We start from the raw sequence: 19,375 nt of genomic DNA, 5'->3' as shown, positions 1-19,375 counted from the left end.
GACGCTCACTTTAATAAAGGACGAAAAATGGCATTACATCCGCAGGCAGGAGAACCCGCAGCTCCGGAGCAACTGATTAACGTTGCAGAACTTATCACCCAATATTTTACCTATGTCCCTGATGCTGACTCGCCGGCAGAAGCTGTCAGTTTTGGTACATCAGGTCACAGGGGCACAGCAGCAAATACAACGTTCACTGACACGCATATTGCTGCAATTTGCCAGGCGTTAGCAGAGTACCGTCTGTCAGAAGGCATCGACGGACCGCTGTATATTGGTAAAGATACCCATGCATTGTCAGAACCGGCAATGATCACTGCGATTGAAGTCTTAAGTGCCAACGGTGTAGATGTAGTGATCCAACAGGCGGATAACGCCAGCCGCGGCTACACGCCCACGCCGGTCATTTCCCGCACCATTATTCGTTATAACCGTGGACGTTCTGCTCATTTAGCTGATGGTATTGTCATCACGCCTTCTCACAATCCGCCTTCTGACGGTGGCTTCAAATACAACCCGCCCCATGGCGGACCCGCTGATGGCGACGTGACCTCTGTCATTCAAAAACGTGCTAATGCACTTATCGCTGCGGGCAATAAAGATGTGAAGCGAATGAACGTGCAACAGGCACGGGCAGAAGGGAAGTTTGTGGAAGCGGATTTCATGGAAGCTTACATAGACGATCTCGCTGAAGTTGTGGATATGGAAGCGATTGCAAAAGCCGGGCTCAAACTCGGTACCGATCCTTTAGGCGGAGCGGGAGTCGGTTACTGGGAGCGTATCAGCGAAAAATATGGCCTTGATATCACAGTTGTAAACGACAAGGTTGATCCTCAGTTTGGCTTCATGCGTCGTGACAAAGATGGCAAGCTGAGAATGGACTGTTCTTCTGCCTATGCAATGGCCGGTCTTATCGATCTGAAAGACAAGTTTGACCTTGCCTGGGGTAACGACCCTGACTTCGACAGACATGGTATTGTTTGTCCTGCTGCAGGCCTTATGAACCCTAATCACTATCTGGCCGTAGCTATCAATTATCTGTACAGCCACCGCCCTGACTGGCCGGAAAGCCTGAAAGTAGGTAAAACTCTGGTATCCAGCTCAATGATTGACAGAGTCACCGCGAACCTGGGTCGTGAACTGGCAGAAATGCCGGTGGGCTTTAAGTGGTTTGTGGGTGGATTATCCGACGGTGAAATCGCCTTCGCAGGCGAGGAAAGTGCCGGCGGTATTTTCCTGCAGCGCAACGGTCAAACCTGGGCCACGGATAAAGACGGTTTTATTATGTGTCTGCTGGCAGCAGAAATACTTGCTGTCACGGGTAAAGATCCCGGCGAGCATTATGAAGCTCTGACTGAGAAATTCGGTTCGCCTGTGTATCAGCGGGTCGACGTTGCTGCAAGCCTGGAAGAAAAAGTGAAGCTGTCCGCGATGGATGCGTCTGTGGTGACCAGCGACTCCCTCGCCGGTGAGTCAATTACTTCAGTGCAAACTCATGCTCCAGGCAATAATGCTGCCATCGGGGGAGTGAAGGTATCCACTGAAAACGGATGGTTTGCCGCACGACCTTCCGGTACTGAACAAATTTATAAAATTTACGCAGAGAGTTTTAATGGTGAAAGTCACTTACAATCTCTCATCAAAGAAGCGGAAGAACTGGTAGCAAAAATTATCAAATAAACGCGAATGTTTAAATTTGATGTTTAAAGTGTAAATTTATCGTTAATAAATGGGCTGTAATTTCAAATACAGCCCATTTTTTTTGAAAATTAACAAAAATTTTACAAAAAATCGTTTTTAACGCTGCTATATTGCTGCCATATCGATATTTTATTGTGTAATTTAATTACAGTGTAAGGCTAATTTGTAGCCAGTTTACATCGCCATAGTAAAGTGAGAACTGATATGAACGCGAAAACCACTAAAGCGAAAACGGTTGCCCCTGTGGCCGTCAGCGCCGGTAGTAAAAACGAATTTAAATCAGCTGTTATCCGTCACCTGCATTGCACGCTGGGAACAGATGAAAACAAAGCGAATAATCACGCCTGGTGGAAGGCGACTTGTGCTGCTATGCAGGAACAGGTGCTTGAGGGTTTGCGTAAAACCCAGAAAACCCATTACTTAAACGATACACGTGCTGTCCATTATTTCTCTGCAGAATTCCTGATGGGCCGTTTACTTTCCAACAATCTGCAGAATTTTGGTTTGTATGATGTTGCCAATGAAGCGCTGAAAGAGTTAGGCGTAGAACTTGCTGATGTGATGGAAGAAGAGCCTGACATGGCACTGGGTAATGGTGGCCTGGGCCGTCTTGCTGCTTGTTTTATCGACTCTCTGGCGACCATGGAATTACCGGCAATCGGTTACGGCATTCATTACGAGCACGGCCTGTTCCGTCAGGAAATTCAAAACGGCGCACAGATTGAGCGTCCGGACAGCTGGCGCGACTTCGGCAACCCGTGGGAAATCTGTCGTCCTGAATCGATTCAGCAAGTGTCTTTGTATGGCTATGTTGAAACTAAGTACGGTGACAATGGTCGCATTCAAAAAGAATGGCACCCGGGTTCAATTGTAAAAGGTGTGCCGTGGGATATCCCGGTTGTGGGTTACGGCGGTAATACCGTTAACGTACTGCGTCTGTGGAAGAGTGAATCATCTCATTACTTCAACTGGGACGTATTTAATGCCGGTGGATATGTGGATGCCCAACGTGAGAACGTACAGGCAGAAACCATTTCTAAAGTACTTTACCCTAACGATGAAACCGAAGCGGGTAAAGAACTGCGACTTATCCAGCAGTATTTCTTCTGCTCATGCTCATTAAAAGACATCATCCGCCGTTACAAGCGTGCCCACGGTGATGACTGGAGCCGTTTCGTTGATCAGGTCGTTATTCAGCTTAACGATACCCATCCGGCTATCGCGATCCCTGAATTAATGCGTATTTTAGTTGACCGTGCAGAGCTTGACTGGGATACCGCCTGGGGTATTTGTACTAACGTGTTTGCCTATACAAACCACACCCTGTTGCCGGAAGCGCTGGAAAAATGGCCTGCACGCATGATCGAGAAGATCCTGCCCCGTCACCTTGAAATCATTTACGAAATCAACCACCGCTTCATGGCTGAAGTTGACAAGAAGTGGCCGGGTGATAATGCGAAAAAAGCGAAACTGTCTATTATCGAAGAAGGTAATGAGAAGATGGTTCGCATGGGTAATTTGTCTGTTATTGCCTCTTTCGCCGTTAACGGTGTAGCAGAAATCCACTCTAAGCTGGTGAAAAAGAACCTGTTCCCTGAGTTTGATGCGCTGTGGCCGGGTAAACTGACTAATGTGACCAACGGTATTACGCCACGTCGCTGGTTGAAAGCCTGTAACCCTGCGTTATCTAACCTTATCGATAAAAAAATTGGTGAAGACTGGCCGCTGGATCTGAAAAAACTGGATGGTTTGTCTAAGTATGCTGACAACAAAACATTCCAGAAACAGTTCATGAAAGTGAAACTGGAAAATAAGAAGCTGCTGGCTCAGGAAATCAAGCAATCGCTGGACATCGATGTTGATGTGAATGCTATCTTCGACGTGCAAATTAAACGTCTGCACGAGTACAAGCGTCAGCACCTGAATCTGCTGCATATCATGGCGCTGTACCGTCGTTTGCTGGAAAATCCGGATTACGACATGCACCCGCGTGTATTTATTTTCGGTGCGAAGGCTGCGCCCGGTTACAAACTGGCGAAAGACATCATCTACGCTATCAACAAAGTGGCTGATAAGATCAACAACGACCCGCGGGTGAACGGTAAGCTCAAAGTGGTATTCCTGCCGAATTACCGCGTATCGTTAGCTGAGAAAATGATTCCGGCTTCTGACTTATCTGAGCAAATCAGTACTGCTGGTAAAGAAGCATCCGGTACCGGTAATATGAAGCTGGCTCTGAACGGTGCGCTGACTATTGGTACGCTGGACGGCGCTAACATCGAGATCGCCGAAGAAGTGGGTGATGACAATATCTTCATTTTTGGTCTCACCGTTGATGAAGTGCATGAGCTGAAAGAAAAAGGCTACAAGCCGCTGGATTACTATTACCGTGATCCTGAGATCAAAGCGGTACTGGACTGGCTGGAGACTGACTACTTTACTCCTGGCAAGCCGGGTGCCTTAGTGTCCATCAAACAAAGCTTGCTGGATCACGGCGACCCGTACATGGTACTGGCTGATTTCCGTGCTTACTCCGACGCGCAGATCCTGGTGGATGAGGCGTACCGTGACAAAGAGCGCTGGGCGAAAATGGCCATTATCAATACAGCGAAGATGGGTAAATTCACTTCAGACCGTTCAATCAATGATTATGTTGAGCGTATCTGGAAGCTTTCATCCTGTTCTGTAAAGTAAATTTATAGTACGAACAACGAAAGCCCGGGATCTGAAAAGATGCCGGGCTTTTTTGCTTTAAGGGTCTGGCCTGCTCAGCAGGCGGCTGCGGCCTTACGCTTTCTGGTGAAAAATGATGCGGGCAGGTTACTTACCAGTGTGCCGGCTAATATCATCACCAAAGCAACAGACAGGCCAGTTGTCCATTGTTCATTGAACATGGGCACAGCCAGCGTACTGGCAAATACCGGTACCAGTGCCATTAAGCCACCCATTTTGGTTGCTCCGAGAATATGCACGGCGCGGGCATACAAAACCATTTGAACGGTTGTAGCCATGACACCCTGATAAAAAGCCTGCAGACCCAGCATTTCAAAACTTTGCTGCGCAATATTATGTGGCAGAAACAGAATGTATACCGGCACGAACAGTATGGTCGTGGTCGCAATAATACCCAGCGTGGCGTGCCAGGGCGCAAACTGCCACCGTCTTAGCAATACGGTAAAAATTCCCCAGAATAAACAGGCAATGACAAAACTCAGATCGCCGGACAAGTAGTGACTGTCAGCGAGCAACGTTTCAGTCAGCAAGGCAATAATTCCTGTGCTGCTTAGTGCAATACCGATTTGTGATGAAAGACGATGTCTCTCATTTGCGATGAAATAGGCAAGTACTGCAATCATGACAGGCATTAATCCCGGTAGCAATAATGCAGCGTGAGTGGCCGGTGCAAGGGCGAAACCGGTGAAAACCGATACGCCGTATGCCACGCCGCCAATCGCGCCGAGCACAAACATACGCCACTGGAATATTACCTTGCGGTGCTTGTAAATGAATGGAGAAAAAAGCAGGCAAGCTGTACCGAAGCGCACCATCAGCATATCCGGCACTGCCATGGATGATACGGCTCCTGCTTTACTGATGAGTATGAATCCTGTCCATATGAGGACGGCAGCAAGGGCATAACCTAACCCTTTCAGTGTGTTCTGGCTGGCGCTGTTTTGCGCTGTCATGGTGATTCTCCGTGGTGCAATTTTCCGGTATCAGGCAATCATTGCCTCAACCCTTGTGCAAAAGTATAAGGAATCACTTATTTCATTAATAATGAATAAATGAGAAGATTTCTTTCATATAAATTGAATGAAAAGGTTTGCGGATGGACATTTCAGATCTGGTGGTGTTTAAGGCTGTTGTGGAGCACAAGGGCGTCAGCAGGGCGGCAGAATCTCTTCACCGGGTGCCGTCCAACGTCACGGCAAGGTTAAAAAAACTGGAAGGGGAGTTGAATGTAGATTTGTTTCTGCGGGAAGGTAACCGTTTAACCGTAACTTCTGCCGGTCTCAGATTGTTGGATTACACCGTTAAGATATTACAACTTCAGAAACAGGCCATCGCTGAATTAACCCTCGCAGAACCGGGCGGTTTATTGCGGCTGGGTTCAATGGAAAGCAGTGCCGCTTCCCGTTTACCCGGTATTCTTGCGCGCTTTCATCGCCAGTATGATGCGGTACAACTTGAGTTGAAAGCCAATGCATCGATGCCGCTGGTGGAGAAAGTACTCAGCGGTGAACTTGACCTGGTGATGGCATCGGATCCGCCAGACGATCCAAGACTGGAACGGGTGAAATGCTTTGAAGAAGAGTTAGTGCTCATCTTACCCCGTGAGTGGGAAAATAACACTGCGCTGCCGGAAACGTTGACTATGGTCGGCTACAGCCGCGGTTGCTCGTATCGCCACCGGTTAGAAAAGTGGCTAGCCAGACACAATCATGTTTGCGAAAGAGTCACGGAAATCCCCAGTCATTTCACCATGATTGGTTGTGTTATCGCAGGTATGGGACTGGCCATGGTGCCCCGTTCTGTACTGGCACTGCATCAAACTGAAGGGTTAACGTTGAAAACGGTAGATGAAGATATTGCCTTTGCACCAACCTATCTGGTGTACAGAAAAGACAATCCATCCAGCGCCATTTCTGCGTTTATTGACTGTGCATTAGCCGCGCCCGGTGCGGTAAACTAACCATTCCATTATTCCCCTTCAGTTTTATCGAATGCAAACACCAGTCTGACAGGCTGGTTAATAAAGGACTTTCGTCAATTGCAAAATAAACCGGTTAACACAGAGCTTTATGCTCATACACTTCTTATTGTCGTCACGCTATTAGCAGCCTCCGGCTGGTTATTTTCAAAATTTGTTATTTCTGCCATGACACCCATGTTTTTCCTGGCTATACGATTTGTCATTTCGGGTCTGATGGTCGGAGGATTGAAGCCCCGTCAAGTGTTGAGTACCTCCGTGCGGAAGCGCCGGCGGGCACTGATGACAGGATGTTTGCTGGGCGTGCAAACCGCAGTTTGGGGAGCGGGTTTGTTATTGTCTGAAGGATTGGGAGCAGGCGCATTTTTGCTTAGCCTGAGTTTTCTTCTCATACCGGTGACGGGATTATTTTTTGGTTACCGTGCCAAAAGGCACACATGGATTTCAGTAGCAATTGCGGTGCCGGGGCTGGTCTGTCTTGCATTGAGAAACGGCTTTGTACTCGTGCCTTCTGATATTTTATTTCTGGTTTCAGCTGTACTTTATGCGCTGTATTTTAACGTTAATGGCAAATATTGCTCAGATATACCACCCGTCACACAAACGTGCCTTCAACTCATCTCAGCCGGCACCATTTGCTTTGTCACCTATCTGGTCACAGAGCAGAGTGCGACACAATCCGTCTCAGAAGTGTGGCAGTGGCTGGTGTTAAGCATTGTGCTTGCTACCTGCCTGCGTTTTTTCTTTTTATTGAAAGCACAGAGCATGTCTCCGGAAGGGCAGGGAGCGATAGTGATGACCCTCGAACCGGTTTGGGTAGCTATTCTCAGTGCCTGGTGGCTCAATGAGTCGTTAAATACAATGGCTTTAACAGGTATGGCAATTATATTTCTTGCGCTCGTAGTCAATGCGATTGGCAGCCTGCTTGCGGGCAGGAAGCAAAAACTTGCAGCTTTGGGACAACCCCCGATTGTCTGAATAAGCAAACTCAGCCAAAGAGTAAAACAAGTCAATTACGGCGGAAGGAGTGCTTTATACTAAAGTTTAAATATTTACGACTATCTAACTTGGTAAACAGACCATTTGTCTGATTAAATGTTCATGTACTTTTTTATATATGCGTTAATACAAAAGAATGGTTGCGGGACTGGCTCCCGCATGTTTTTATAGATAAATAATAATAAAAGAAAATTTTAGTGACCGGATTGCCTCCTTATATGAGCCGTCTACATCAAAGTTTGGCGACAATTCCAAACCGCTATGCCTTTATCGATACTATCGAGCAATGTGCGGAAAAACATAAGCATGTCTCCCTGATGCTCATCGATGTGGTGCGTTTTTCCGACGTGACTACCAGTCTTGGTATCAATGTCGCAGACCAGTTTTTGCTGGAAATCGCGAACCGGATCATTCTTCTCTTTGATGAACCCCTGCGTTTCGGCCGCATCAGCGGTGATGTTTTCGGTATCGTTTTTCCTGACAAAATCAAACAGAAAGAACTTCGTGATACGTTTGAGCATATCGTCGAACACTTCAAAACCCCCATGCATCACGGCAATCATGCTTTTATTGCTGATTTTAATGTCGGGGCGGTCAGTGGTAAGCAGGACAAGTTCGATATTACTGCGTTTGTTTCCCGTGCGGAGGCTGCCCTCAAGCAGGCAAAAGAAAATAAGTATGAAAATTTCCATGTTATGTCCATGGATGAAAAAGCGGAGACAGGACGCAGTCTTGCACTGAAAGCCGATCTCAAGCGGGCACTGCAACAAAATGAGCTGGAACTGTATTTCCAGCCTCAGGTCGATCTGAATACGCTGCAAATTACCGGTGCAGAATGTTTACTACGCTGGAATCATCCGCTGGATGGTGTGTTGTTTCCGGGTCCGCTGATTGAAGCAGCTGAATCCTACAACATGATGAATGAACTGGCTTACTGGACGTTCGAACAGGCATTTCAGAATATGGTGAAACTGGATGCACAGGGTCTGAATGTTTCATTGTCGGTGAACATTTCGCCGACACAGCTGTACGACAGTAAACTCATTCCCGCGCTGGTCCGTCTCAGAGATAAATACGCACTGGATCTCAGTCGTTTTGAACTGGAATTGACAGAAGACGTTGCCCTGTCGAACTCATTGATGGTGAAAAAGCAACTGCATGAGCTGGGTGCTTTAGGTATCGGCATTGCTGTGGATGATTTCGGAAAAGGCTATTCCAACCTGGCGTTTATCCGTGAACTTAATATTGATGCTCTCAAGATTGATAAGTCTTTTGTGATGGAACTCGGGGACAACCCGGTGAACCGGGCCATAATTGAAGCGGCTAAAATTATCGGCAAAGCTAAAAATTGCCAGGTGATTGCAGAAGGGGTGGAAACAACGGAACAGCTGCATACCTTAAGAGAAATAGGCATTCTGACAGGGCAGGGGTATCTGTTTTCCCGCGCTGTACCACTTAATGAATTTATCAGTCTTGCCCACCAGGATATTATGATTGGTGACTCTCCTTTACGCAGGATGCTGGTGTAAACCGGTCAGGTTTGGCTTTTTAGCTGCACAATAGATAGAATCCTGCGGTATTAATTGCATAAACGACAGGATATCCATGCGTACCCGCTTGCTCGCCCACGGCGATTTTCTCAATCTCTCCCGTTTTTCTTCTGATATTGTTGAACCTCAGACATTGCAACTTGAAAACGGTGTGCGTGTTCACATCATTGCGCCCGGCATTGTCGCTTTTTACCCTCAAACGCTTAATGCTGACAGTAAATACATTGTGCTTTCCTCCGGCGTTCATGGCAATGAAACTGCCCCCATTGAAATCTGTGATGACATGGTAAAACGCCTGTTCACCGGTTCTCTTGTTCCTGCGCATGCGGTGCTGTTTCAATTCGGGAACCTGGATGCTATGGCCATTGCGAAACGCTTTACCGAAGAAAATATGAACCGGCTGTTTTGTGGCGCGCATTCAGCCGGAGAAGGGCTGGTGAATGATGAGCGAATCCGTGCGAAGAAACTTGAAGATACCATGGCGGCATTCTTCGCTGATGCCGGAGATAACGCTGAGAAACTGCACTATGATTTGCACACCGCTATCCGTGAATCTAAAAACGAAAAATTCGCAGTATATCCGTTCCTCCATGGCAAACCCTATAGCCGCGAGCAACTGTCGTTTATGAAGGCCTGTGGTGTAAAAACGATTTTACTTTCAGAGTCTCCGACCACCACCTACAGCTATCACTCGTCACTGAATCACGGCGCCCATTCGTTTACCGTTGAGCTTGGAAAAGTGCAGCCATTTGGTCAAAACGACATGGCGCGGTTTGAAGAAGCGAGGGATGCGCTTATCTCGCTGGTGTGTGAGCAGCAAATATCATTGAATGACGATTTATCTGATATGGTGATTTACCGGGTTAATCAGGTGATCAATAAGCAGGCTGACGATTTTGTACTGCATTTTGCAGACGATACACCCAATTTCATGGATTTTGCAAAAGGCGATAAACTGGCATCTGAAACCGGCGCAGAATATTTAGCTGAACAGGACGGTGAAGCAGTGGTGTTTCCCAACGCCAATGTGGCTATCGGGCAGCGTGCTATTCTCACCGTCGTTCCGGCTTCACTGGAGTACATTAATGTTTAAACTCGACGAGCGCTTACAAAACGATACGGTGCTGGTAACCGATTTACCACTTTGCCGCGTGCTGCTGATGAATGACAGTCAGTTTCCCTGGCTTATTCTCGTTCCCCGTATCGAAGGTCTGGCAGAGTTACACGAGCTTGATGACTGGCAAATGCAGCAGTATGTGCAGGAGTCCCGCTTATGTTGTAAGGTATTATCCTCATTGTATGCGCCTTACAAACTGAACATTGCTGCACTGGGTAATGTGGTCAGGCAACTGCATATTCATCACCTTTGCCGTTATGAAGAGGATATCGCCTGGCCTGCGCCTGTGTGGGGAAGGCAGCCTGCTATACCTTATGGTGACAGTGAACTGGCAGCACGCATTGAGGCATTGAAAAACGCTTTTTCAACGGAGGAAAAAAGATGATTTTAACAACAACACCCGGTATTGAAGGTAAAACCATTTCGCAATATCACGGTATCGTCATCGGCGAGGCGGTCATGGGCGCGAACATTTTTAAAGATTTGTTTGCTTCAATCCGCGATATCGTCGGCGGGCGGTCAGGTTCCTATGAAGACGAGCTCACCAAAGCACGTAAAATGGCCTTCGCAGAGCTGGAGCAGGAAGCCCGTGCCATGGGCGCAAATGCGGTTGTGGGTATTGATATCGACTATGAAGTCATCGGCGAAAAAGGCAGTATGCTGATGGTCAGTATCAGTGGCACTGCCGTACGGGTTAACGGGTAATAATGAGAAGAAGAAGATTATTTGTCTTCTTCGTCATCCCATTTTCGCGGCGTGAAGTCTTTCGGTACTCTGAACTTTGACGACGACTTAAGCAGCAAAATGTTGCCGATGATAAAGCCGGCGGCCAGTAAAATGATGAGAATTAACCATCCGGTACTCATCTTATCCCCTTATTCAGTACATAACGCTCAAACAGCGAATCAATGCGTTTGAGCACTGCTTCTTTGCCTTCCATGTCTGCCTGTTTCAGGGCGTCTGCCAGCGCATCTGCGCGGCGTTGTTGTTCAAATGTGCTGGCTGTTGACGTATGAGTCAGATGCCATAATTCCACAGCCACGCCGCCTCTGTCTTCCAGAAACGGGCGTGAAAAACCGAAGCGGTGCAGATTTTTATCCATCCAGCAAGCCAGTCCGAAGCATGGACCGGATTCACGGTATTCACTGTCCACCAGTTCGAAGGGTTGTCCCCATTTATTCACTGCCTGTTTATCAAATACGTCAATATCTGATCCCCAGTGATGACGGCTGCCGCCGGGCAATGCTGACCAGGTCAGGATGGCATCAATTTTTTCATCATCGGACAGGGCACTATGATTGAGGGCCTTTCCCTGCGCGTCATACAAGGTGGCTTCACCACGCCATTTTCTGTTCCAGATAGCCAGCTGGCGGGTAAAGTCGCGGTGACTGCTGACCAGCTGACAATCGAGCCCGTCCTTCTGTGCGGCCCGCTGCAAAGCAAGCCATGGTTCTTTTACATCACGGTGTATAGAGAACTTATCGTCAAGAGGAACCAGAAACGGATTATCGATACCCAGCCATGCCGTCATGCTCATGCCAGTAACCTGACCATGATGTCGTAATAAATATCAGTCAGTGTTTCCAGATCGGCCATAGATACGCATTCGTCGATTTTATGGATAGTGGCATTCACCGGACCCAGTTCAATGACCTGTGCGCCGGTTGGCGCTATAAAGCGGCCGTCAGAGGTACCGCCGGCAGTGGATAATTCCGTTTCTCTGCCGGTTACGTGACTGATGGCAGCCTGTGTAGCCTCAACCAGATCCCCGGAGTCTGTCAGGAACGGCTGACCGTTAAAGGTCCAGTCGATATGGTAATCCAGTTCGTGACCATCCAGGATGGTGGTGACCCGCTCAATTAATTCCCGGTCGGTGACTTCTGTTGAGAAGCGGAAGTTAAAACACACTTCACAGGTGCCGGGAATGACATTGCCTGCACCGGTTCCTGCGTGAATATTGGAGATTTGAAAACTGGTGGGCGGGAAGAATTCATTGCCGTTGTCCCAGTGTGCCTGACTCAGGCTGGCCAGCGCAGGGGCGGCATCGTGCACCGGGTTTTTAGCCAGATGCGGATACGCCACGTGACCCTGAATACCTTTTACTGTCATATCGCCGGTAAGAGAACCACGGCGGCCGTTTTTCACCACATCTCCCACCTGTGAAGTGGAGGAGGGTTCGCCCACGATGCACCAGGTAATTTTCTCGTTCCGGGCTTCCAGCGTGTCGATAACGCGGGTGGTGCCGTTAATAAAGGGCCCTTCTTCATCACTGGTGATGAGGTAGGCGATGCTGCCTTTGTGATTTGGATAGTCAGCAACGAATCTGCGGGTAGCGACCATCATCGCTGCCAGACTGCCTTTCATATCTGCTGCACCGCGGCCATGCAGATAGCCGTCTTTTTCAGTGGCGATAAACGGCGGGGTTTGCCAGGCTGATTCCGGCCCGCTTGGGACAACGTCGGTATGACCGGCAAAGCACAAAAGGGGAGCTTCAATGCCCCGTCGGGACCATAAATTCGTGGTATCGTCGAATACCATGGTTTCATGGTTGAAACCTGACTCGTCCAGCCAGGCCTTCATGTAGTCCTGACAACCGGCATCTTCAGGTGTGACTGAGTGGCGGTTGATCAGATTTTTGGCAACATCGATAACAGTACTCATCAGGCGAAAATCTCCTCATACTGAGCAGGTTTAAAAGCAAGATGGTAGCTGTTGTTGTGAATAAGCACAGGGCGTTTAATCATCGACGGATTTGCCAGTAACAGGCTCAGGGCCTTATCACGGGTTAAATCTGTTTTATCTTCTTCCGGTAACTGACGAAAAGTAGTGCCCCGTTTATTCAGCAGGTTTTCCCAGCCCAGATGACTTTCTGTTTCTTTAAGCCAGGCTTCGTCCAGACCGTCTTTACGGTAATCGTGAAAAGTAAAAGGGATATTTTGCTGTTCAAGCCACATTCTGGCTTTTTTGATGGTATCGCAGTTACTGATACCGTAAAGAGTAGTGCTCATAGTGTTCATCGTGATAATACGTTGCCGGTCAGTCTAATTAACTGTGCTGGCCGGCGCAACCGGCGCAGGGGCAAACGGTCATGACAAAGCGTATATTTGCCTCATTTTTGCCGGCTCGTCGTTGCGTTTTGCCAAGGTTTCTGGCAATTTCCCATGCTCTTTTTTTGCGGACATTATTTTATGAACACCGGCTTATTGTCTGTTTTTATTCCCACCTTTTTCTTTGTCTCTGTGACGCCGGGTATGTGCATGACGCTGGCGATGACACTGGGCATGAGTATCGGCGTTAAGCGGGCACTGTGGATGATGCTGGGAGAACTGGCCGGCGTCGGTCTTGTGGCAACCCTTTCTGCCGCCGGTGTGGCAGCACTGTTATTAAATTATCCGGATGTGTTCACCGTACTGAAATATGCCGGCGGGGTTTATCTGGCCTATACCGGCATACAAATGTGGATGTCACGGGGCAAAATGGCTATCAGCACTGACAGTGCGGCACAGGCCACGGAAAAAGCGTTAATTATGCAGGGTTTTATCACGGCCATTGCTAACCCCAAAGGGTGGGCATTTTTTGTTGCGCTGTTGCCACCGTTTCTTGATACCGCCTCACCGCTGGCAGCTCAGCTGGTCAGCCTGATTGCGATTATTCTCCTGCTCGAATTCACCTGCCTGCTGATTTATGCATCCGGTGGCCGCTCGTTGAGGTCGCTGTTGATGAAAAGCGGAAATGTCAGGTTGATGAACCGGATTGCCGGCACGCTGATGATCGGTGTGGGGATCTGGCTGGCAGCCGGCTAAACCGTTCTTTATTTACATCCGATGTTACAACGCTGAAGCACCGGATGACCGGTGCTACAGCAGACGCTGGGCATTTGACTTTACTTTTTTGTGAAAAGGCTGAACCAGCTTCTCTGTCATTTTTGTTCCCGCTGCAGGTCCGTAGCGAAGCATTGCCTGTGCTGTGGTTTGCGGAATGAGTGCAGGGGTCATGGCATTACTGACAACTGCGGAAAAAATCTTCGTCTGAAAACGCATGGATTCTGCCGTTACAGCCTGACAGGCACTGACCACGGCCTGTACCTTTTCTGTCCACATCTCATTCATTTCACGCACTTCGGATTTCTTTGCCGGGTATGACGTGGTGGCCATCTGCATTAACCGGGTGGCGATAACCTGAGGTGCCAGTGTCCACAGCTCAAATAATTGCATAGGTAAAGGTTGTTTCACGGTATTCTCCTGAGTGCTGCTTCTGATACGGCACAAATGAGGGTTGGTTCAAACTGAAAAGGGTTTAATATAGCCGGTGTAATCCGCCAATCTGAATTAACAGTACTAAGATGAAGAAAACTATGAACTTAACCGGGGGAGCAGGTATGCGGGTGATAGTCAGTATTATAGCCGTTTTATTATTAAGTGGCTGTGACAGAAATGAAGTTGGCGATGTGTCGCTGGGTGTTTTCACCACCAAAGATATTAAGCTGGACGCCTTTACCGATCCTGTGGTCACCGGTGTAACTTGCCATGTGTCCAGTATTGAAGCCAATCTGGATTTTTCCGACCCGTCAGACAGTTCCATTGCCTGCCGTCAGACCGGCCCGATAACCCGTGAGATGATAGATAAAATCGACAAGGGAAAAGACGGCGATGTGCTGTTTACCAAGTCTAAAAGCATATTGTTTAAGTCAATGAAAATCCGGCGCATTCTCGACGCTGAAAACCAGACACTGATGTATCTGGCATATTCTACGAAAGAGACTTCCGGTAGTTTCAAACATAGTTTATCCACTGTGCCGCTGTGGGGCACGCAGGCGCAAGTAGCTGCAGCAAACAGCAATGAAGGCGGGCGCTGATTTTCCGGTGCTTCACCTTTCCGGACACCTTTACAGATGCAGGGTTAGTACAGCGCCATGTTGAAAATTTGCCACCTCAGTAAGCGGTTCGGTGACGGCGACAAGCCTGTTATTGACGATCTCAATTTATCTCTGGACACCGGGCTGTCTGTCAGTATCCGCGGCGCATCCGGTTCCGGCAAGTCTACATTACTCTCGCTGATTGCCGGTTTTGATGAACCGGACAGCGGCTCCATTACTGTTCACAACGTTACTCTGCCTTTTAAGGGCGAGAAGCAGGCTGACCGGTTTCGCAGAGAACATCTGGGAGTGGTTTTTCAAAGTTTCAATCTGCTGGGTTGTTTATCTGTTGAGGATAACATTGCCTTTACCGCCAGGTTAAAAGGCAATGCGGATCCTGATTATCAGCAGCACATAATGCAACGGCTTGGGATCAGCGCGCTGGCCGGTAAGTCTGCCGCCTTACTTTCAGGCGGTGAACAGCAACGGGTTGCCATTGCCCGTGCTCTGGTTCATAAACCTTCCCTCATTCTGGCAGATGAACCTACCGGCAATCTGGATGAAGACAACAGTGAGAAAGTATCTTCTGCTTTATATGCATTGTGCCGTGAGCTGAATACTACGCTGGTTGTGGTAACACACAGTAATGAAGTAGCCGCTCTCGCGCAGCGGCAATGCTGGTTACGTCACGGAAAGCTGGAAGACTGAGGCATGCACGGTTTGTTTCCTGTGCTGCACGTTTTTCTGAGAATGGCACTGACCCGGCCATGGCAGCCGTTGCTTATTCTCATGGCATTACTAGTCGCCACTGGCGGGCTCTCTGCCGTCTGGTTAATTAATGAAGGCGCAAGGCAGGGGGAGCTGGCTTCCGGTACTCCCGGGTTCTTTGCTGCCGGTACGGTGTCGCCGCGCTCTGATGTTGAGTCATTAACGAAACAAGACTATATCCGGTTAAGAAAGCAGGGGTTTACCGGGCTGATTGGTATCAGTCAGCGGGACATTACACTTTCCTGCGGTGATACCGGGAACGACAGAAAGCAAGGTAAAAACGCAAAAACTGTCACCCTGACCGCTATCGATGAAACAGCCCTCATGTCATTACCTGACACGACTGTTCAGTCCCGCACGTTCAAGAGTGCTTCCGGTGGTTCTGTATTATTTGAACCCGGCAACCGGGGAAATACATCAGGCATAATCAGCTATGCTGCACCGGGGGTTATTACAGGCTTTACCTGTGACAATCAGGAACTGTACGGCGATGGGACGCCTGTCCGGCAGCCTGTCTCTGTGCAGGGGCTGCCGGAGGGTATACTGGTAACTGGTCTGCAAAACTTTTACCGGAAAGAGATTACGCCTGACAACACTCCTCTGTCTGCGCTGATCGTTGCAGGCGACCCGGATGGTCAACAAATCGCACAGCTAAAGTCTGCACTACCTGCTCATCTTACTTTTATACCGCCGCCGGTTCAGGCAGAAACCGGTACGTTGTCAGCCAGCTTCAGATTAAATTTGCAGGCCATGGGTATGCTTATGGCGGTAGTGGCTTTGTTCATCATTTTAAATGCACTCATGCTGATGTACCGTGCCAGGCTGGCAACGATTATACGGCTGAGGCAACTGGGTACAGCAAAGCAAACAATACTCATTGCGCTGTTCGCAGAGCTTATTCTGTATTGTTTTATCGCCGCGCCGGCGGGGGTGTTGTGCGGGCTCGGCCTTACCAGAGGTTTGACTCCGGTGTTGCAGTCTGTGTTTGCCGGCCTGTTCGACGGGGTATTTATTTCGCCTTCACCTTTTATTGTGCAGATGGTGCTGCTGGCCTGGCTCATCAGCGTGATTGCGCTGGCGATTTTTTTTGTTATTCCGGTTAAACAGCTATCCGGTGCCCTGTCTCTGCGCCGTTTCAGTGAGAGTCAGACAACACTGTCTGTTGCCGGACGCCTGTTTACTACAGTAATAGTCACTGGCATTGCGGCAGGTTTTGTTTTTAATGCCGGCAGTGCGCTGACCGCGCTGGTGAGCACCGGCGCAGTGTTATTAAGTGGCTGTGTGCTGGTTATCCTGTGGTTGCCGGCACTCACAGCAATGGTTTGCAGGCTGGTGACGTCTTCAATGCCGGTATTGTCTTATGTGGCAGCGGGCACGCACCGCCTTTCTGCAAAGAGTAAACTGGCAGTTTGTGCATTTTTTATTGCCCTCACCGCGAATACCGGCATGAATGTGATGACAGACAGTTTCAGGCAAGCCACTGAAGACTGGCTGATGCAGCGATTGTCCGCACCAGCATACTTTTATTCAGACGCTCCGTCACCTCCGGAGTTAATTAATGATGAGATTCAAACCCGTTCAGTCTATGAAGGGCGGGGCATTATTAGTCTTAATGTACCTTCAACTGAAAGACGCCTGGCGGTTTCAGTGAAGAGTTTCCCGGTTGACGACATTGCCCGTAAAAGCCTTGCATTATATTCATCCGCTGAGCAGGCCTGGTCACAGTTTAGATCCCGGGAAGGTATTTTTGTTAATCAGCAACTGGCATTCCGGCTAAATGTGGAGCCCGGCGACAGTGTGGTATTAAGCGACATTCAAACGGATGATGGCACCATGGTCAGCCTCTCTGACAAAACATCCGGTGACGTTTTTTTGATTGCCGGGATTTATCCGGACTATGGTAATCCTGAAGCGCAGCTTCTGTTACCCCTTACGGCATTTTCACCGCCGTCAGGCTATGCCGGACTTTCGGCGATTTATTATGAACATCATGCACTCTCCGGGCAGAAACCGGATTTGAGCGTACTGGCCAATGCCGGATCGCTGTATTTTACCGGTGAACTGATCACCCGTTCTATGGCCACTTTCGACCGTACTTTTGTCGTTACCGATGCGCTGAACGTGGCAACCCTGCTGGTGGCCGGTCTCGCTTTTGCCATTTCTGTCAGTGTGCTCACTCTTGATCTCCGTCCTGAAATGAATGTGCTGAGGGCCATGGGGGTTGGTCAGTGGCGATTACGACTGGTACTGATATTCCAATATATGTTGCTGTGCTTGCTGGCCGGGTTAATGGCATTGCCGGCTGGTATTGTGCTGGCTCATGTATTTATCTTTCAGGTAAACCGGTACGCGTTCTACTGGGTTTATCCGCTGAATGTGTCGGTGGACGTTTTGCTGTCCGGTCTTATGCTAAGCATGGCTGTAGTGTTTATTATTCTGTTATTGCCTCTGGGAAAAATGAACGCAAAAGTGGATCTCAGGCAGGAGGAAGGGCTGTGAGAAAGCGGGCTGCACTTGTGCTGATAATCAGTTTTGCGTTGTTTCTGGTCACCCTGCCGGCGTTTCAGCTGATAACCCGTTCCGGTGATTCAGGTGCTGAGGAGGACGGTGACACAGCGAAAGCCGGTGGCATTTTCAGTGGTCTGAATATGCCTGAAAGCCGGAAACTTCCTCAAAGTGCAACAGTCAGCGCTGACAGGCCTGTCGTTCTGCCTGATGATCATGGCAGTCATCCGGCATTTCGCCTCGAATGGTGGTATCTCACGTTTGTACTGGAAGACACACAACCTGAAGCCGGCTCCGGACCGGACGAATACGGGCTGCAATTCACACTCTTCAGATTCATTAATGACGGATATGAGCCAAATAACTGGGCGGATAACCAATGGTGGATGGGGCATGCGTCTTTGCACAGTGCTGTCAGTCATGAGTTTGAAGAACGATTCGCTGCCGGTGGCACCGGTATGGCCGGTGTCACAACAGCACCGTTCAGTGCCTTTATTGACAACTGGCGCTGGCAGGCACAAGGGAATGCACTTACCCCGTCTGAGCTTAAGTTCACCATAAACCGGCATACGGATATTACCCTCAGTCTGACCGCAAATGGTCCGTACGTGCTTCACGGACAGCAGGGCTACAGCACCAAATCAGCCAGTGAGCAATACCGGTCTTATTACTACAGTCAGCCATTTATTCAGGCAAACGGGGTGATAAACAGTCACGGTGAAAAGACGGAAGTGACAGGGGCTGGCTGGTTCGATCATGAATGGAGCAGCCAGCTGGCCAGTGACGATGCCTTAGGCTGGGACTGGTTTTCACTGCACCTGGATAATGGTGATAAAGTAATGGCGTTCAGAATGCACGTTAATAAACTGCCTCCTTATGTCACCGGCACCTATATTTTTGCTGACGGACGCTCTGAAACCTTGTCGCAGGATGATTTATCTCTGATTCCGGACGGAGCCGAATCCTTTCATGGCCGCACGGCTCAGGTGCGCTGGAACATGAAGATCCCGTCAAAAAATCTTGATCTGAATATCAGTCCCTTTAAAACCGGACAGTGGAACGAAGGACGCTTTTCCTACTATGAAGGCAGGGTGAATGTAGAAGGTACACATTCAGGGCATGGATTTATGGAATTAACGGGGCAAAACCCGTAAATTAGGTTATTCGTT

The 19,375-nt window shown here is 48.8% G+C and carries 19 protein-coding genes; 13 read left to right on the top strand and 6 right to left on the bottom strand.

Translation table 11 applies throughout. From position 1 onward, the window contains the following. Positions 1 to 27: 27 nt before the first annotated feature. Together pgm and J3369_RS12780 are read left to right on the top strand one after the other, a co-directional pair. A complete protein-coding gene (pgm, locus tag J3369_RS12785; RefSeq protein ID WP_349587441.1) occupies positions 28 to 1,680 on the top strand; it encodes a phosphoglucomutase (alpha-D-glucose-1,6-bisphosphate-dependent) in 1,653 nt (550 codons plus the stop codon). 225 nt (positions 1,681 to 1,905) lie between these two features. Beyond that, positions 1,906 to 4,395, top strand: coding sequence for a glycogen/starch/alpha-glucan phosphorylase (locus tag J3369_RS12780; RefSeq protein ID WP_349587438.1), 2,490 nt, complete (start codon positions 1,906 to 1,908; stop codon positions 4,393 to 4,395). A gap of 74 nt (positions 4,396 to 4,469) precedes the next feature. On the opposite strand, the gene J3369_RS12775 is transcribed toward J3369_RS12780, so the two are convergent. Next, positions 4,470 to 5,387 carry a DMT family transporter gene (locus tag J3369_RS12775; RefSeq protein WP_349587435.1) on the bottom strand — a complete coding sequence of 306 codons (918 nt, stop codon included), beginning with the start codon at positions 5,385 to 5,387 and terminating at the stop codon, positions 4,470 to 4,472. A 143-nt stretch (positions 5,388 to 5,530) separates the two neighbouring features. Here J3369_RS12775 and J3369_RS12770 point away from each other — a divergent pair, with 143 nt between their 5' ends. From J3369_RS12770 to J3369_RS12745, 6 genes are all read left to right on the top strand, one after another. Continuing rightward, the gene (locus J3369_RS12770) at positions 5,531 to 6,394 is read left to right on the top strand and encodes a LysR substrate-binding domain-containing protein (RefSeq protein WP_349587432.1); all 864 of its coding nucleotides are present in this window, start codon (positions 5,531 to 5,533) and stop codon (positions 6,392 to 6,394) included. A gap of 78 nt (positions 6,395 to 6,472) precedes the next feature. Further along, positions 6,473 to 7,390 (top strand): DMT family transporter, encoded by a 918-nt coding sequence (locus tag J3369_RS12765; RefSeq protein ID WP_349587429.1) that lies wholly within the window; start codon positions 6,473 to 6,475, stop codon positions 7,388 to 7,390. 239 nt (positions 7,391 to 7,629) lie between these two features. Next, entirely contained in the window at positions 7,630 to 8,940 is a 1,311-nt protein-coding gene (locus tag J3369_RS12760) for a putative bifunctional diguanylate cyclase/phosphodiesterase (RefSeq protein ID WP_349587426.1), read from the top strand. Positions 8,941 to 9,016: 76 nt separating this feature from the next. Continuing rightward, on the top strand, positions 9,017 to 10,054 hold the full coding sequence (gene astE / locus J3369_RS12755) for a succinylglutamate desuccinylase (RefSeq protein WP_349587424.1): 1,038 nt from the start codon (positions 9,017 to 9,019) through the stop codon (positions 10,052 to 10,054). Beyond that, a complete protein-coding gene (locus J3369_RS12750) occupies positions 10,047 to 10,463 on the top strand; it encodes an HIT domain-containing protein (protein ID WP_303574109.1) in 417 nt (138 codons plus the stop codon). Before astE ends, J3369_RS12750 begins: the two co-directional genes overlap by 8 nt. Further along, the gene (locus J3369_RS12745; RefSeq protein ID WP_119501728.1) at positions 10,460 to 10,783 is read left to right on the top strand and encodes a heavy metal-binding domain-containing protein; all 324 of its coding nucleotides are present in this window, start codon (positions 10,460 to 10,462) and stop codon (positions 10,781 to 10,783) included. The genes J3369_RS12750 and J3369_RS12745 overlap by 4 nt, the downstream gene beginning before the upstream one ends. A 17-nt stretch (positions 10,784 to 10,800) precedes the next feature. Here the strand turns inward: J3369_RS12745 and J3369_RS12740 are convergent, their stop codons facing one another. The 4 genes from J3369_RS12740 to J3369_RS12725 are packed head-to-tail and all read right to left on the bottom strand — an operon-like array spanning position 10,801 to position 13,086. Then, positions 10,801 to 10,944 carry a DUF2897 family protein gene (locus J3369_RS12740; protein ID WP_119501727.1) on the bottom strand — a complete coding sequence of 48 codons (144 nt, stop codon included), beginning with the start codon at positions 10,942 to 10,944 and terminating at the stop codon, positions 10,801 to 10,803. Then, entirely contained in the window at positions 10,941 to 11,615 is a 675-nt protein-coding gene (locus J3369_RS12735) for a M15 family metallopeptidase (protein ID WP_349587420.1), read from the bottom strand. The genes J3369_RS12740 and J3369_RS12735 overlap by 4 nt, the downstream gene beginning before the upstream one ends. Beyond that, a complete protein-coding gene (gene dapE / locus J3369_RS12730) occupies positions 11,612 to 12,739 on the bottom strand; it encodes a succinyl-diaminopimelate desuccinylase (protein WP_349587417.1) in 1,128 nt (375 codons plus the stop codon). Before dapE ends, J3369_RS12735 begins: the two co-directional genes overlap by 4 nt. After that, on the bottom strand, positions 12,739 to 13,086 hold the full coding sequence (locus tag J3369_RS12725) for an ArsC family reductase (RefSeq protein WP_349587414.1): 348 nt from the start codon (positions 13,084 to 13,086) through the stop codon (positions 12,739 to 12,741). The genes dapE and J3369_RS12725 overlap by 1 nt, the downstream gene beginning before the upstream one ends. 180 nt (positions 13,087 to 13,266) lie before the next feature. On the opposite strand from J3369_RS12725, the gene J3369_RS12720 reads away from it, so the two are divergent. After that, positions 13,267 to 13,881, top strand: a complete 615-nt coding sequence (locus J3369_RS12720) for a LysE family translocator (RefSeq protein WP_349587411.1) — start codon at positions 13,267 to 13,269, stop codon at positions 13,879 to 13,881. Between the two features lie 54 nt (positions 13,882 to 13,935). Here J3369_RS12720 and J3369_RS12715 read toward each other — a convergent pair whose 3' ends face one another. Continuing rightward, entirely contained in the window at positions 13,936 to 14,310 is a 375-nt protein-coding gene (locus J3369_RS12715; protein WP_349587408.1) for a hypothetical protein, read from the bottom strand. A 146-nt stretch (positions 14,311 to 14,456) separates the two neighbouring features. On the opposite strand from J3369_RS12715, the gene J3369_RS12710 reads away from it, so the two are divergent. Genes J3369_RS12710 through J3369_RS12695 form a run of 4 tightly spaced genes read left to right on the top strand, consistent with a single transcriptional unit; the run spans position 14,457 to position 19,360 of the window. Then, on the top strand, positions 14,457 to 14,933 hold the full coding sequence (locus tag J3369_RS12710) for a CreA family protein (RefSeq protein WP_349587658.1): 477 nt from the start codon (positions 14,457 to 14,459) through the stop codon (positions 14,931 to 14,933). A gap of 57 nt (positions 14,934 to 14,990) precedes the next feature. Continuing rightward, the gene (locus J3369_RS12705) at positions 14,991 to 15,641 is read left to right on the top strand and encodes an ABC transporter ATP-binding protein (RefSeq protein ID WP_349587406.1); all 651 of its coding nucleotides are present in this window, start codon (positions 14,991 to 14,993) and stop codon (positions 15,639 to 15,641) included. A gap of 3 nt (positions 15,642 to 15,644) precedes the next feature. Beyond that, positions 15,645 to 18,200 carry an FtsX-like permease family protein gene (locus tag J3369_RS12700; protein ID WP_349587403.1) on the top strand — a complete coding sequence of 852 codons (2,556 nt, stop codon included), beginning with the start codon at positions 15,645 to 15,647 and terminating at the stop codon, positions 18,198 to 18,200. Continuing rightward, positions 18,197 to 19,360 carry a lipocalin-like domain-containing protein gene (locus J3369_RS12695; protein WP_349587400.1) on the top strand — a complete coding sequence of 388 codons (1,164 nt, stop codon included), beginning with the start codon at positions 18,197 to 18,199 and terminating at the stop codon, positions 19,358 to 19,360. The genes J3369_RS12700 and J3369_RS12695 overlap by 4 nt, the downstream gene beginning before the upstream one ends. The last annotated feature ends 15 nt before the right edge of the window (positions 19,361 to 19,375 follow it).

The organism is Alteromonas sp. NFXS44, from assembly GCF_040148705.1.
In the GTDB taxonomy this organism is placed as follows: Bacteria; Pseudomonadota; Gammaproteobacteria; order Enterobacterales; family Alteromonadaceae; genus Alteromonas.
The sequence above is the reverse complement of the archived record's forward strand: the minus strand, read 5'-3'. Positions and strand labels throughout refer to the sequence as shown.